The 14,764-nt window shown below is 56.3% G+C and carries 10 protein-coding genes and 1 pseudogene; 7 read left to right on the top strand and 4 right to left on the bottom strand.

What is annotated here, in order from left to right:
* Nucleotides 1–552 precede the first annotated feature (552 nt).
* The 4 genes from pgaA to pgaD are packed head-to-tail and all read left to right on the top strand — an operon-like array spanning nt 553 to nt 6,692.
* Entirely contained in the window at nt 553–2,991 is a 2,439-nt protein-coding gene (gene pgaA, locus ACNQ0T_RS04175; protein WP_417929649.1) for a poly-beta-1,6 N-acetyl-D-glucosamine export porin PgaA, read from the top strand.
* Between the two features lie 8 nt (nt 2,992–2,999).
* The gene (gene pgaB, locus ACNQ0T_RS04170; protein WP_154051593.1) at nt 3,000–4,937 is read left to right on the top strand and encodes a poly-beta-1,6-N-acetyl-D-glucosamine N-deacetylase PgaB; all 1,938 of its coding nucleotides are present in this window, start codon (nt 3,000–3,002) and stop codon (nt 4,935–4,937) included.
* Entirely contained in the window at nt 4,930–6,261 is a 1,332-nt protein-coding gene (gene pgaC, locus ACNQ0T_RS04165) for a poly-beta-1,6-N-acetyl-D-glucosamine synthase (RefSeq protein ID WP_417929647.1), read from the top strand. The genes pgaB and pgaC overlap by 8 nt, the downstream gene beginning before the upstream one ends.
* Nucleotides 6,258–6,692 (top strand): poly-beta-1,6-N-acetyl-D-glucosamine biosynthesis protein PgaD, encoded by a 435-nt coding sequence (pgaD, locus tag ACNQ0T_RS04160; protein ID WP_417929645.1) that lies wholly within the window; start codon nt 6,258–6,260, stop codon nt 6,690–6,692. The genes pgaC and pgaD overlap by 4 nt, the downstream gene beginning before the upstream one ends.
* Nucleotides 6,693–6,744: 52 nt before the next feature.
* On the opposite strand, the gene gss is transcribed toward pgaD, so the two are convergent.
* Nucleotides 6,745–8,607 (bottom strand): bifunctional glutathionylspermidine amidase/synthase, encoded by a 1,863-nt coding sequence (gene gss / locus ACNQ0T_RS04155; RefSeq protein WP_063850065.1) that lies wholly within the window; start codon nt 8,605–8,607, stop codon nt 6,745–6,747.
* Between the two features lie 183 nt (nt 8,608–8,790).
* On the opposite strand from gss, the gene yghU reads away from it, so the two are divergent.
* On the top strand, nt 8,791–9,657 hold the full coding sequence (gene yghU / locus ACNQ0T_RS04150) for a glutathione-dependent disulfide-bond oxidoreductase (protein ID WP_023298592.1): 867 nt from the start codon (nt 8,791–8,793) through the stop codon (nt 9,655–9,657).
* 76 nt (nt 9,658–9,733) lie between these two features.
* The gene (fucR, locus tag ACNQ0T_RS04145) at nt 9,734–10,483 is read left to right on the top strand and encodes an L-fucose operon activator (protein WP_038416725.1); all 750 of its coding nucleotides are present in this window, start codon (nt 9,734–9,736) and stop codon (nt 10,481–10,483) included.
* Nucleotides 10,484–10,485: 2 nt separating this feature from the next.
* On the opposite strand, the gene ACNQ0T_RS04140 is transcribed toward fucR, so the two are convergent.
* Both ACNQ0T_RS04140 and yghX read right to left on the bottom strand, forming a co-directional pair.
* The gene (locus ACNQ0T_RS04140) at nt 10,486–12,033 is read right to left on the bottom strand and encodes a methyl-accepting chemotaxis protein (RefSeq protein ID WP_022649391.1); all 1,548 of its coding nucleotides are present in this window, start codon (nt 12,031–12,033) and stop codon (nt 10,486–10,488) included.
* A 113-nt stretch (nt 12,034–12,146) separates the two neighbouring features.
* Nucleotides 12,147–13,012: pseudogene (yghX, locus tag ACNQ0T_RS04135) on the bottom strand (YghX family hydrolase).
* An 82-nt stretch (nt 13,013–13,094) separates the two neighbouring features.
* Between yghX and ACNQ0T_RS04130 the strand changes: the two are divergent.
* On the top strand, nt 13,095–14,135 hold the full coding sequence (locus ACNQ0T_RS04130; protein WP_023298596.1) for an aldo/keto reductase: 1,041 nt from the start codon (nt 13,095–13,097) through the stop codon (nt 14,133–14,135).
* A gap of 113 nt (nt 14,136–14,248) precedes the next feature.
* Here the strand turns inward: ACNQ0T_RS04130 and ACNQ0T_RS04125 are convergent, their stop codons facing one another.
* On the bottom strand, nt 14,249–14,737 hold the full coding sequence (locus ACNQ0T_RS04125; protein WP_006811956.1) for a TIGR00645 family protein: 489 nt from the start codon (nt 14,735–14,737) through the stop codon (nt 14,249–14,251).
* Between the last annotated feature and the right edge of the window lie 27 nt (nt 14,738–14,764).

Genomic DNA, 14,764 nt, shown 5'->3' with positions numbered 1-14,764 from the left:
GCTTTACATTAACGGCAAATGTTTTCTGGCTTTGATCATCCCTCAATATGACATTGGTGAGCTAGACTTTTTGTAGACTATCACTCAATGCCTGGCGTTAATTATAAATAAAAAAGAATTTCAGAAAAGTCACTTCTCTGAACATTAAGAATTTTTGTCATGAAACTTCCCAAACATGCACCGGAAAGTACTTTAATTAACTCAGCAGAACTTCATTTCAAATATAAAAAAACTGCAAGCAGCAAAAGAAAAAACATTTAATATCAATCAGTTAAAAAGAATAATCCTGCACTGAATTATCTAAAAAACTTACTTCTTCCAGAATTATCTCAAAACCTCCCAGCCGCTTTTCAACTTATTTATCCCCCAACACATCGGGTGTACATTAAGCCCAATCAGACCACTGAGATGAGGGCGCATAATTACCTTTAAGTAAGTACCCCATAACGTAGCATCATTCAGATTTAATGTTCTCCTTTATGCCCTTTAACGCAGAGTTAAAAGGCGGCCGTGTTATGCAATGGATTCACGATAAACAAATGGCAAATAGATATGGAAAGATCGCTTAGCTTCACTACGTTATTCTTTTATCGCACCACAATATTATTGTTCCTGCTTTTACTCTTTCCTGTTCTGGTTCAGGCTGATGAATCCGTTTATGAGCATCAGATACAACAGGCACGTAACGGTAATTACGCTCTGTTTCTTGATTACCTACAGCGCTATGAGCAACAGCATGCCTTAACACCTGGACAGGTTGCGGACTGGTTACAGGTAGCCTCCTGGGCAGGACGCGATGATGAGGTTATTCGAGTCTGGCAGCGTTATGGTATTTATATGCCGCTGCCCGCTCGCGCCATCGCTGCTGTCGCCCAGTCCAGAAGAAACCAAAAAGCCTGGCCATCCGCCTTATCGCTGTGGAAAGAGGCGCTCAGCCTTGCGCCGGATAACGACGATTACCGCATCGGCTATGTTAAGACCCTGGCCGATGCCCGCAGAGATCGCCTCGCGCTTTCGAAAGCCCGGCAGCTGGTTAAGGACAATCCTTCTCCCGCGCACCTTGAGACGCTCTCCTATGTCTGGATGCGCCAGGGAAAAAACGGGGACCGGCTGCTGGCGGACATGCGCGCGCTAAACGCCGCACCAGGGAATAACGCCCTTCTTCGCGAGACGATCGATGCGTTAACGGATAACCGGGTAAGCACGCCCGCACTCTGGCTGTCGCAAAGCGCAGCAATGTCTCCCGCGGAGCGTCGCCGCCTTGAGCGTAACGCCGCGGCTGAAAAGGTACGCCTGGCGGATGTGCCTGGCAGAACGGAGAAAGAGCGGCTGCGGCTGGCACAAAACGCATTAGATCGCTATCACGTCCTGCTTTCCCGCTGGCAAAACGAACCGCAGGCGGCTGAAGACATCATCCTTGCCCGTATCGATCGGCTTGGCGCGCTGTATGCGCAGGGTGATTACCGGCAGGTTATTAGCGAATATGAGGCGCTGACGACCGCACAGCATCCGGTGCCGGACTGGGCCATCGGCTGGGTGATCTCTGCATATTTGCAGGAGAAAAACACCGTCGCCGCCTTCTCGCTTGTACAACGCTATCCACACTACGCCTCCGATCCGCAGGATGAGGAGCATGCGCTTTTCTACGCCTGGCTGGATACGGGGCAGTATCAGGCCGCCCGCCGCTACGTTGAGCGCGAGACCCGCAGCGTTCCCTGGACCCGCTACGATTTCGGATCCCCGACCGCTCAGCCGAACGATAGGTGGCTCACCGGACAGTCACTCAAACTTAACTATTTGCTGGCGACCAACGCCCTGTCGGAAGCCGAAAAGCTGTCGTATCGTCTGGCGTCAACGGCGCCGGGAAATCAGGGATTACAGATTGATTATGCCGCCCTTCTTCAGGCCAGGGGCCTGCCGCGCGCGGCCGAGCAAAAGCTTAAACGAGCAGAGGCGCTCGAACCCACGAATCTGGAGCTTGAAAAACAGCAGGCTTACGTCGCAATGGACCTTCAGGAGTGGCGCCAGATGGATTTACTGGCTGATGACGTAATTGCTCGCGCCCCCGCCGATCGCAGCGCCCGTCGCCTGGACAGGCTCAGAGCGGTCCACCATATGTCAGAGCTGCGTCTGAACGCGGGTAAAGGATTGCATTCAGATAACCCCGTCAGCGGTAGCCACGACATGAGCTGGGACGCCACGCTCTATGGCCCACCCGTGGCGGATAACTGGCGGCTATTTGCTGGCGCCCGCTATGCACAGGGGAATTTCGACGAAGGTAAAGGCATCAGCCGCCACCTGTTGGGCGGCGTTGAGTGGCGCCCACGTGACCTCACGCTCGAAGCCGAGCTCTCCAGCAACCGCTATCACGGCACAAACAGGCCGGGTGCACGGCTCTCAACAACCTACAGCCTGAGTGATAACTGGCAGGTCAGCGGTAGCCTCGAGCGCTTATCACGCGCGACACCCTTACGGGCATTACGCAATGGGATCAGCGCCAACCGGGGTGAAGGTGGGGTGCGCTGGTATCAAAACGAGCGACGTGAATACCAGTTCAACGCCGCCGTCAGCCGCTTCTCAGACCACAACCGCCGTCAGGAATACACCCTCTCTGGGAAAGAGCGTCTCTGGCAGACCCCGACCCTGACGCTGGATCTCGAACCGGGGATCGCCGCCAGTAAAAACAGCCTGCGGAATACGCTCTATTACAACCCGGCACGGGATCTGTCCGTGACGGCAGCCCTGTCCGTTGACCATGAGATGTACCGCCACTACGACACCCTCTGGAACCAGCAGTTCGTGGCAGGCGGCGGCAGCTACTGGCAGAAAAATCAGTCGCCTGGCGCCATTACCCTGCTGGGTTACGGGCAACGCATTCAGTGGAACAACGTTGTCGATACTGGCGTGATGCTGAACTGGGATAAACGCCCTTACGACGGCAAACGCGAGAGTAATCTCTCCGTCACGTTAGATGCGACTTTACGCTTTTAAGGATGAATATGCTGAATACACGTTTTTCTGTAAGCCTGATCGTCATCGGCTGGCTCTGCCTCAGCGCGAGTCTCTGCGCGCAGCCGCTCTCCTTTATGGCTCCTGAAGAGAGGCCGCAGCTGGAGGCCAGCAAACCCTGGCCGGAGAATCAGTTTCTGGTCCTGGCCTACCACGACGTCGAAGATGATGCTGCCGATCAGCGCTACCTCTCCGTTCGCACCAGCGCGTTAAACGAGCAGATAAGCTGGCTTTTGCACAACGGCTATCACGCCATCAGCGTGCAGGACATTCTGGATGCGCATGAAGGAAAAAAAACGCTGCCGCCGAAAGCCGTTTTGCTCAGCTTCGACGACGGCTACAGCAGCTTTTACACCCGCGTTTGGCCCCTGCTTCAGGCCTGGAACGTTCCTGCGCTGTGGGCGCCGGTGGGCAGCTGGGTGGATACGCCGGCAAATCAAAAAGTTAACTTCGGCGGTCTGATGACGCCCCGCGATCGGTTCGCGACATGGGACATGGTGCGCGAGTTAAGCCGCTCCCCGCTGGTTGAAATTGGCTCGCATACCTGGGCCTCGCATTACGGCATCCCGGCCAACCCGCAGGGAAGCCGTGAACCCGCTATCGCCAACCGTTTTTTCGATAACGCGACGGGGCATTACGAAACCGATGAACACTTCAACCAGCGGATCGCCGCAGACGTACGGAAAGTCACCGAAAAAATCACCCAGGTGACGGGAAAAGCGCCGCGTGCCTGGGTGTGGCCCTATGGGGCTGCCAACGGTACATCGCTCGCTATCGCCCAGAAACAGGGCTATCAGCTGGCCTTTACCCTGGAGGACGGGCTGGCAAACGTGCGCGACCTCGGCAACATCCCGCGCCTGCTGATTGCCGGAAATCCGTCGATAAAAACCTTTGCCAACACGGTTAGCCGCGTTCAGGAGTTTGACCCGGTGCGCGTCATGCATGTTGATCTCGATTATGTCTACGATCCCGATCCGACCCAGCAGACGAAAAACATCAACAAACTCGTCCAGCGGGTCTACGACATGAAAATCAGCCATGTGTTTCTCCAGGCGTTTTCGGATCCGCGGGGCGACGGCAGGATCGGCGCGCTCTATTTCCCCAACCGCCGGCTTCCGGTCCGGGCCGATCTCTTTAATTTTGTCGCCTGGCAGCTACAAACCCGCGCGGGAGTGAAAGTCTTTGCGTGGATGCCGGTCCTCTCTTTCGATCTCAGTCCAGCCCTGCCGCGCGTGCAGCGCCGGGATCGTCAAACGGGAGAGTTGACCGTGGCCGCCGAGCCCTATATCCGGCTCTCCCCCTGGAGTCCACAGGTTCGCCAACAGGTGACGGAGATCTATGAAGATCTGGCCCGCTATGCCAGCTTCAACGGGATCTTGTTCCATGACGACGCGGTGCTGACGGACGTTGATGATGCCGGACAGGAGACGACCCGGCAGAAGAGCCAGCAGCTTATCGGCTTTACCCGCACGCTGAGCCAGGCGGTGAAAAACATCCGTGGCCCGCAGATCAAGACCGCGCGCAATATGTTCGCCCTCCCCATTCTGCAGCCCGAAAGCGAAGCGTGGTTTGCGCAAAATCTGGATGATTTTCTGTCGGCCTACGACTGGACGGTGCCGATGGCAATGCCACTGATGGAGTCCGTCCCGGCAGAAGAGAGCAATGCCTGGCTGACGCGTTTAGTCAACGCCGTCGCCGCACGCCCCGGCGCGCTGAATAAAACGATTTTTGAGCTACAGGCCAGGGACTGGGCGCAGAAACCGCAGCGTGCCGTAGCCGATGAACGTCTGGTGGAGTGGATGCAGGTGCTCCAGCTGAACGGCATCAAAAATTACGGTTATTACCCCGACGACTTCCTCAACAACCAACCTGATATTTCGCGTATCAGGCCTGAATTTTCTTCGTACTGGTATCCTGACAATGACTGATCGCATTATCGCCTTCTCTATTTTGTGTCTGGTATTCGGGTTGCCGTTAGGCGTAGCCGCGCTGTTTACCGGCGAACTGATTCTGGACTTTGTCTTTTTCTGGCCGCTGTTTATGTCCGTGCTCTGGGTAACCGGCGGCCTCTATTTCTGGTTTCAGCTTGAACGGCACTGGTCGTGGGATAACGCAACACCCGCGCCCGCCTTAGCCGGTGAACCGTTAATCTCGATTCTTATTCCCTGCTTTAATGAGGAACGCAACGCACGGGAGACCATTAGCGCCGCGCTGGGTCAGCGGTACTGGAATGTTGAGGTTATCGCCATCAACGACGGTTCTTCTGATAACACGGCGGAGGTACTGCAACAGCTGGCGCGGGAGCAGCCGCGCCTGCGGGTAATTAATCTCGCGGAGAACCAGGGGAAAGCCGTGGCGCTCAAGGCCGGCGCTGCGGCGGCCAGGGGCGATCTGCTGGTCTGCATTGACGGCGACGCCCTGCTCGACCGCGACACCGCGGCGTATCTGGTGGCACCGCTGATTCAGTATCCCCACGTTGGGGCCGTCACCGGAAATCCGCGTATTCGCACGCGCTCAACGCTGATTGGTCGTATTCAGGTGGGCGAGTTTTCTTCCATTATTGGTCTTATCAAGCGAACGCAGCGGATCTATGGCCGGGTCTTTACGGTTTCCGGCGTCATCGCCGCCTTTCGCCGACAGGCGCTGGCGGATGTAGGGTACTGGAGCCCGGATATGATCACAGAGGACATTGACATAAGCTGGAAGCTTCAGCTGCGCCACTGGGATATTTTTTTCGAGCCGCGGGCGCTGTGCTGGATCCTGATGCCGGAGACGCTCAAGGGGCTGTGGAAACAGCGTCTGCGCTGGGCTCAGGGCGGTGCAGAGGTGTTTCTGGTTAACCTGCGCAAAATGGCCCGCTGGGAGCATCATCGGATGTGGCCCCTGTTTCTCGAGTACGCGCTGTCAACGCTGTGGGCGTTTGCCTATGGAGCGACCGTGGTGTTGTTCATTCTTAGCCATATTATCCCTCTTCCCACGAACCTGGCCGTTGCGAGCCTGTTTCCCCCGGCGTTTACCGGGCTGCTGCTGGGGGTGATGTGCCTGCTGCAATTCCTCGTCAGTTTGTATATCGAGCGGCGCTACGAGCGGAAAGTGGCAGGCTCGCTGTTCTGGGTGATTTGGTTCCCGATGGTGTACTGGATGATTGGCCTGTTTACCACCCTCGTGGCATTTCCGAAAGTCATGCTTAAACGTAAACGCGCCCGCGCGCGCTGGATCAGTCCGGACCGGGGAAAAGGGAGCATTCAATGAACGAGAATACGTTAATTTTGACTGAACATCGGCTGGCACCGCGTCTTTTCGATGCCGCATTAACGCTGATAGCCTGGGGAGGATTCCTGTTTTTCCTGTATGCCAGGCTGTGGATGCAGTTAACCGAGGCGAGCGATCACCGCTGGAGCGTGATTATCGCCTCCTTTAATACAGTGCTGGTTTATCTGCTGATTGCCGCGTTCAACGGCTGGCTGCTGATCCTGTGGTATCAGTACAATCGCCGCCGCGCGCATGTGAGGCGGTGTCATCCGCAAATGTTGCGCCATGACGAGCTTGCCCAAAGTTTTAACGTCACGCCGCAAATTATGTCCGAGATGAGCCAGTACAACCTGCTGACGGTCTATCATGACCAGATCGGCCGGATCATTGATCTGAAGATCAGCGAGCAGCAGGTCGAGGAAGAAGAGTAATAAAAAGCCCCCGCAGCATACCCTGCGGGGGCTTTTTTATAACAGGGAGACGTTATTTATCCTTCACCACAATCAGCGGTTCAATATCGCTCTCTTTCTTCACCACCAGCGAGTCATCCCCACGCAGACAGGTTCCGCCATAGTTTCCGCCCACGGTAAAGGTGCAGACCTGTATGTATCTGCCGTCAACCTTTGGCAGGCACCATAGCTGCTGGTAGATATTTTTGCGGTCAACAAACTTGCCGCTGGACTGGTCCAGCAGTTGATCCTGGGCGCCGATCAGATCGATATTGCTCCCGCAGCGTCCGGCTATCGGTTTAACGGCATAGCCTGTCCGTTTCAGCAGCGCATTCACCTCAAAATCGGTATCCAGCAGGTAACGGTGGTTCGGGAACAGCTGCCACAGCACCGGCAGGATCGCCTTGTTACCTGGGATCACCGTCCACAGCGGTTCAAAGACCAGCACTTCCGGGCGCAGCAGGACGTCAATCAGGCGCACTTCACCTTGCGGGTGACCGGTACGGATGGGCACGGCGGCGTACTCGGTTTCGCTCACCTCGCGGATCTGCTCGATCGCCGTTTCCCACGCCCAGGTTTTCCATACGCAGTTGACGTGACGGCCTTCATCATCAATCAGTTGCCCGGCGGCATCCCAGCTCAGCGCGCCCAGTCCATGCAGGATTTTGGTTTCAAACCCGGCCTGGATCAGCGAGCGCTGAATAAAGAGCGCGTGGTAATCCTCTTCGATATCGTTGTCCTGCATGATATGGACGAACGGCCGCGCGTGGCTGTGCTTCCAGGCGCCGGTCAGCTCCTCCAGCAAGCCTTCCGCCGGATTGTGGCCGGTGCCGCGATAGCCGTTTTTCACCCACTCTTCAAGAATCAGCCCGCCCTCGGTATGGCAGGAGGCGGAGTCCGCGTTGTACTCGTAAACCTTGATGCCGCGCTCATCCATGCAGAAATCCATACGACCGGTGATCATATGGTGACGACGCCACTGCCAGGAGAGGCGCAGACGCGGCCAGAGAATTTTCGGGATGTCGAAAAGCGCGAGTAAGCTGTCGTCTTTCAGCACCTTGTCGGTGGCATGAAGGTACATCAGGTGCAGTTCGTTGGTGGCTTTGATCAGCTCCTGCTCGGCACTTTCGGTAATGGTGAAGTACTGGCAGGGATCGTTGTTAATAACGTGGCCGTTCGCGCGAATGTACGCCTGTTGCAGGGCGTCGTTTTCATTGAGCCATTTTCCGTCGAACTGACGGTTGTTCTTCAACCGCGCGCCGCTGATTTTCAGCAGCTCACCGTCGATCTCCGGCTGAGGAATACTGTGTTCCGTCTCCTCCGTCTGGATCATCCAGCCGAGGATCTCGGTATCGCTGAACGTATCATGAAGCGTATAGCAACCGTTCTCAACGCTCAGACGCAGCTCGCGCGTCCACTGCTGCCCCATCGGCAGCGGAGAGTGAATAACGTTCTGCTCGGCAATGCGCACTCTGTCGTCCAGCAACTGGGTGATGACGGCGACGTGGCCGGTCTCTTGAAATTCACCGCCCTTTTGCCAGATGAGCAATGCACCGGCCTGCGGCGCGCGCTTCGAGCCATTAGCAAAGGCCTGTAGCGGCAGGATGTTGTCATTCACCACCTGGCGTAAAAAACGCAGGGAGAAGATCTCCCACGCCATCCCGACGTCGGTAAAGACAAACCCGTGGTTGAGAAACAGGAAACGGCGCGCAAACTCAACGCACTGCCATTTATGGCCCATGTATTCGTTGCCGATATAGCTGCGGAATTCCGCGTCTTCCGGATAGTGCCGCGGATCGAGACTGCCGTAATTTGAAGAGTAAATCGCCACGCCACCCGGCGCATAGCCTAATAACGTCCCGAAGGGTGCGTCACTGCTTAACGTTCCTTTACGCATGTGTCCAACCTAAAACAGGCAGGCGGCAATTTTTTTGTGGGGTTGTCGTCGTCTGCACGTTGTAATTAACTGACAGAGGTGGCGTTATCATACACCCGCCCTGCCCATTACGCTCGCATCGTTAAACGGTTCCCCTATCTCCTGCTACACTGCCTCAACACAACACCAAAAAGGCAGGCCAACATGTCAGATAACACCTATCAGCCACCGAAAGTGTGGGAATGGAAACAGAATAACGGCGGCGCGTTCGCCAATATCAACCGTCCCGTCTCGGGCGCTACGCACGAGAAAGAGCTGCCTGTGGGCGAGCACCCGCTCCAGCTGTACTCTCTGGGTACGCCGAATGGACAGAAAGTTACCATCATGCTGGAAGAGCTGCTGGCGCTGGGCGTGACGGGCGCGGAATACGACGCATGGTTAATCCGCATCGGTGAGGGCGATCAGTTCTCCAGCGGTTTTGTCGACGTGAACCCGAACTCGAAGATCCCGGCACTGCGTGACCACTCCACCACCCCGCCGACGCGCGTCTTTGAATCCGGCAATATCCTGCTCTATCTGGCCGAGAAATTTGGTCACTTCCTGCCAAAAGATCCGGCAGGACGAACGGAAACCCTGAACTGGCTGTTCTGGTTACAGGGCGCGGCCCCGTTCCTCGGCGGCGGTTTTGGCCACTTCTATAACTACGCGCCGGTGAAGATTGAGTACGCTATCGATCGCTTCACCATGGAAGCTAAACGCCTGTTCGACGTGCTGGACAAGCAGCTGGGGCGCGGTCGTTATGTAGCGGGTGAGGAATATACCATCGCCGATATGGCGATCTGGCCGTGGTTTGGCTGTGTGGCGCTGGGCAGCGTCTACAACGCCGCCGAATTCCTCGACGCCGGGAAGTACACCAACGTGCAGCGCTGGGCAAAAGATGTGGCGAATCGCCCGGCCGTTAAACGCGGGCGCATTGTTAACCGCACCAACGGCGAGCTGAACGAGCAGCTGCATGAGCGCCATTCAGCGAGCGACTTCGATACCCAGACGGAAGATAAACGTCAGGATTGACCCATGACCGGGCGGTTCGCCGCCCCTCTTCTGCGATGAGAAAAATGAGTCAGCACGCGTGAGCAAGGATCCTCGAATGTCAGACCAGACGCTAAAAGCGACCCGACAGCAGAGCATCATCACCCTGCTGAGTAAAAGTGACTGGCTGACCACCGATGCCCTGGCTGAAAAGCTCTCCGTCAGCAAAGAGACGATCCGCCGGGATCTGAAGTCGTTACAGCAGCAGGGGAAACTTCTGCGCCAGCACGGGCGTGCGCGTCTGATTCACCCGGACAGCCGCGACAGCGGTGAACCCTTTGGCGCACGCCTGAAAAGCCATTATGCCGACAAAGCCGATATTGCCCGACACGCGCTGGGCTGGATCAGCGAAGGGATGACCATCGCCCTCGACGCCAGCTCGACCTGCTTTCATCTGGCGCGCCAGCTTCCGGATATCGAACTCACCGTGTTTACCAATAGCCTGCCTGTCTGCCACGAGATGGCAAAGCGCGAGCGGATCACGCTTATCTGCTCCGGCGGAACGCTTGAGCGTAAGTATCGCTGCTATGTTAATCCGGCGCTGGTGACGCAGCTTAAAGGACTGGAGATCGATCTGTTTATCTTCTCGTGTGAAGGGGTTGATGAGCATGGCATCCTTTGGGATCCGTCCGAGCACAACGCGGGCTTTAAGGCGCTGCTGTTAAACCGGGCCAGCCAGTCGCTGCTGCTGATCGACAAAAGTAAATTTATGCGGGCAAGCGAAGTGAAAATCGGTCAGCTGTCGCAGGTGACACAGATTATTCAGAGCGATAAATGTCAGGCCGCCAGAGACGGCCTGACGCGATGATGTTACGCGGAGAGACGGAACTTCTGCACTGAGCGCTGGAGTTCTTCGGTCTGCCGTTCCAGTGCGGCCGCAGCGGCGGAAACCTGCTCCACCAGCGAGGCATTCTGCTGGGTCACGCCGTCCATCTGCGTGATGGCTACGCCGACCTGAGAAATACCTTTGCTCTGCTCCTCTGACGCGGTGGCGATCTGCTTCATAATGACGGTCACCTCCGTCACGTCGCGCAGGATAGCTTCCATCGTCGTGCCGGTATCGTTCACCAGCTGCGCCCCCTGCTCCACGCGGGCAACGGAATCCGCAATCAGCCCTTCGATCTCTTTTGCCGCATTCGCGCTGCGGCTGGCCAGATTACGCACCTCACCCGCCACGACCGCAAAACCGCGCCCCTGCTCCCCGGCCCGAGCCGCTTCCACCGCGGCGTTCAGCGCCAGAATATTGGTCTGGAAGGCGATGCTGTTGATAACGGTAGTGATTTCAGCAATTTTCTTCGAGCTGTCCGAAATGCCGCTCATGGTCGTGACCACATCGTCTACCAGCGACCCGCCGCGGCTGGCCGTACTGGAGGCGACATCCGCAAGCTGGCTGGCCTGGCGCGCGCTTTCGGCGTTCAGCTTCACCGTTGCGGTAAGCTGCTCCATGCTGGCCGCGGTCTCTTCCAGCGCAGCGGCCTGCTCTTCGGTACGCGAAGAGAGATCGTTATTCCCGCTGGAGATCTCCGTTGCCCCGCGCCAGATATTCTCGCTGCCGGAACGAATCGTGCTGACCGCCTCCCGCAGGCTGTCCTGCATGGCGCTTAGCAGCGGAACCAGTTGCCCCACGCAGTTGCGGCCAATGGGCTCAATCGGCTGGCTGAGATCGCCCTGCGCAATCTGGCGGAACTGCTGACGGATACGCTCCAGCGGTTTTACCAGCAGCGCCACCAGGTAGCGGTCGGTGAACAGCAGGATCAGCAGACCCACGATCGTGGCGGTAATAATCACCGTCCGGGTCATGCTGGTCAGGCTGTCGACCACAACGCGCGTACTGTCGAGCGCCTTCACCGCAGAATTGTTAAAGTTCTCAACCGCGGCGCCAAACGCGCGGCTTAGCGGCGGCGTAACGTTGTTGGCATGCTGACGATAGCCTTCGAGCGTCGCCTGCTTTGCCTGCACCATCTGAGGCGTAACGCCCCGATCGAGCAGCGCCTGCCAGGTGGAAATCACCTGCGCAGAGACCTTTTCATCCATCGGGCCCGGGGAGATAGCCTTCATCTCTGCCAGCTTTTTACTCATGTTATCCAGCGCCTGCTGAGCAGGAGCCAGGTCCGGCGTGCCGCCCGCTGCTTTAGCTTCCATCGCCCGGCTCAGGCGGGTGACGAAACGGAAATACTGATCGTTGCCCTGGCTCAGCACCGTCATTTGCCTGACCAGCTGGCGGTCAACGTCATTACCATCAGAAACACGAGACAGAGACCAGGTGCTATAAAGCCCCACGCCTGCCCACATGACACAAAAGATCCCCAGTACCGTCAGCATGACGAAACGGATGGTGAAATTACGAAGCATCTTCATTGAGTATTCCTTGCCGTGAGGGTGAATTCGCCCAGAGGCGAGTACTACCCTCGTTATCGGCAGGGACAGGGGAAAAGATAACCCTTTGTGATGATTTATTTAAGCAGGGCTTATCATTCCAGATATTTTTTAAACCAGCTTAACGTTCTTGACCAGGCCAGCTCGGCTGCGGGCTGGTCATAGCGTGGGGTAGAATCGTTGTGAAATCCATGGTTTACGCCGGGGTAGATATACGCTTCATAAACCTTATTATTTGATTTCAGCGCGGCTTCATAGGCAGGCCAGCCCTCGTTAATATTTTTGTCCAGCTCGGCATAATGAAGCAGGAGCGGCGCGCTAATTTTTGGCACATCCTCCACCCGCGGCTGACGACCATAGAAGGGCACCGCGCACTCGAGTTCCGGATACGCTACGGCGGCGGCATTCGACACGCCGCCGCCGTAGCAAAAACCGGTAATCCCCACCTTCCCGGTGGCTTCCGGATGATTTTTCATAAACTCTATGGCGGCAAAAAAGTCGTTCATCAGCCTTGTCGGGTCGACCTTCTGCTGCAAAACCTTTCCTTCGTCGTCGTTGCCGGGGTATCCCCCCACCGAGCTCAGGCCGTCGGGAGCCAGCGCGATATACCCCGCTTTCGCCACGCGTCGTGCCACGTCTTCAATATAGGGATTCAGCCCCCGGTTCTCATTTTCGCGGTAGCTTTGGCCGGCTTCACCAGGTAACCGCGCACTTCGCCGTGACCATTGGGCGAGGGATAAGTGATGTATTCCGGACGAATATCGGGATCGGTGAATTTAACCTGCTCCGCGAGGGCGTAGTTGGGTTTAAGCATATTAAACAGCATCAGCGCCGTTACGCCGCCTGCGGCATAGCGCGCCGCGAGATTCAGAAATTCGCGTTTGCTGATTTTACCGTGGGCGTAATAGTCATAGTAATCAAGCAGCTCTTGCGGAAAATCTTTGGCAGTCAGGCGCGTCATCGCTTATCTCCATGATTTATGATTTGATAAGCTTAGAATAAAAACGCTGTTTCGAAAATTCACCGATAAGAAAGGAGACATCATGTCCTGGCACCCTTACACCGGCCGATACGAAAACATGCAGTACCGATACTGCGGCAAAAGCGGCCTGCGCTTACCGGCGCTGTCGCTGGGTCTGTGGCACAGCTTTGGCCACATTCAGGCGCTCGATTCCCAGCGCGCGCTGCTGCGTAAGGCCTTCGATCTCGGCATTACCCATTTTGACCTTGCCAACAACTACGGCCCCCCTCCAGGCAGCGCTGAAGAAAATTTTGGCCGCCTGCTGCGAGAAGATTTTGCCGGGTATCGCGACGAGCTGATCATCTCCACCAAAGCGGGCTACGACATGTGGCCAGGACCGTATGGTTCGGGCGGTTCACGTAAGTATCTGCTCGCCAGCCTCGACCAGAGCCTGAAACGCATGGGCGTGGAGTATGTGGATATTTTCTATTCTCACCGCGTAGACGAAAACACGCCGATGGAAGAGACCGCCGCCGCGTTGGCACACGCGGTGCAGAGCGGAAAAGCGCTGTACGTCGGCATTTCGTCCTACTCCACGGAACGCACGACGGCGATGGCCGAATTGCTGCGCGAGTGGAAGATCCCGCTTTTGATCCACCAGCCGTCTTACAACCTGCTTAACCGCTGGGTCGACAAGACTGGTCTGCTGGACGCGCTGGAGAAAAACGGAACGGGCTGTATCGCCTTTACCCCGCTGGCGCAGGGCCTGCTGACCGGAAAATACCTGAACGGTATTCCGGACGGTTCACGTATGCAGCGCGAAGGGAAAAAAGTGCGCGGCCTGACGGAGAAAATGCTGACGGAAGCCAACCTGAGCAGCCTTCGTCTGCTGAACGAGATGGCGCATGCGCGCGGGCAGACGATGGCGCAGATGGCGCTAAGCTGGCTGTTGAAAGATACACGTGTAACGTCAGTGCTGATTGGCGCGAGCCGCCCGGAGCAACTGGAAGAGAACGTTCAGGCGCTGAATAACCTGTGCTTTACCGAAGATGAACTGACGCGGATTGACCAGCACGTGGCGGATGGTGAGCTGAATTTGTGGCAGGCGTCGTCGGATAAATAAATAGTGCGGTCCGATGCTTTCGCCCCTCACCCTAACCCTCTCCCCAGAGGGGAGAGGGAACTTGAACACCCTCTCCCCTCTGGGGAGAGGGCAGGGTGAGGGGCGCTGTAAAATTATTTCTTACTGATCTTATCCAGATACCCCATTACAAACGCCGACAGTACAAACGTCAGGTGGATAATCACATACCACATCAGCTTATTATCCGGGACGTTTTTAGCATCCATAAAGACACGTAACAGGTGAATAGACGAAATCGCCACAATCGACGCCGCGACTTTATTTTTCAGCGATGAGGCGTCCATTTTCCCCAGCCAGTTGAGCTTTTCTTTGTGCTCGGCGATATCAAGCTGAGAGACGAAATTCTCATAACCGGAGAACATCACCATCACCAGTAATCCTCCTACCAGCGTCATATCCACCAGCGACAGCAGAACCAGAATCAAATCGGCTTCTGCCACGGAGAAAATGTTTGGCAGGACGTGGAATATCTCCTGGAAGAACTTGATCGTCAGGGCGACCAGCGCCAGAGAGAGACCAAAATAGACGGGTGCGAGCAGCCAGCGAGAGGCATACATTGCGTTTTCAAAGAAGCGTTCCATAAAATCCTGTCTGCAAACGAAACCAGC

This window comes from Enterobacter cloacae complex sp.6700776 (assembly GCF_048284255.1).
Classification (GTDB): Bacteria; Pseudomonadota; Gammaproteobacteria; order Enterobacterales; family Enterobacteriaceae; genus Enterobacter; species Enterobacter intestinihominis.
Note: the sequence above shows the minus strand (reverse complement) of the source record. Positions and strands in the feature narration are given on the sequence as shown.

Excerpts from the sequence above, each read along its gene's own strand:
- pgaA (WP_417929649.1), top strand. The coding sequence starts at position 553 with ATGGAAAGATCGCTTAGCTTCACTACGTTATTCTTTTATCGCACCACA.
- pgaB (WP_154051593.1), top strand. The coding sequence starts at position 3,000 with ATGCTGAATACACGTTTTTCTGTAAGCCTGATCGTCATCGGCTGGCTC.
- pgaC (WP_417929647.1), top strand. The coding sequence starts at position 4,930 with ATGACTGATCGCATTATCGCCTTCTCTATTTTGTGTCTGGTATTCGGG.
- pgaD (WP_417929645.1), top strand. The coding sequence starts at position 6,258 with ATGAACGAGAATACGTTAATTTTGACTGAACATCGGCTGGCACCGCGT.
- gss (WP_063850065.1), bottom strand. The coding sequence starts at position 8,607 with ATGCGTAAAGGAACGTTAAGCAGTGACGCACCCTTCGGGACGTTATTA.
- yghU (WP_023298592.1), top strand. The coding sequence starts at position 8,791 with ATGTCAGATAACACCTATCAGCCACCGAAAGTGTGGGAATGGAAACAG.
- fucR (WP_038416725.1), top strand. The coding sequence starts at position 9,734 with ATGTCAGACCAGACGCTAAAAGCGACCCGACAGCAGAGCATCATCACC.
- ACNQ0T_RS04140 (WP_022649391.1), bottom strand. The coding sequence starts at position 12,033 with ATGAAGATGCTTCGTAATTTCACCATCCGTTTCGTCATGCTGACGGTA.
- ACNQ0T_RS04130 (WP_023298596.1), top strand. The coding sequence starts at position 13,095 with ATGTCCTGGCACCCTTACACCGGCCGATACGAAAACATGCAGTACCGA.
- ACNQ0T_RS04125 (WP_006811956.1), bottom strand. The coding sequence starts at position 14,737 with ATGGAACGCTTCTTTGAAAACGCAATGTATGCCTCTCGCTGGCTGCTC.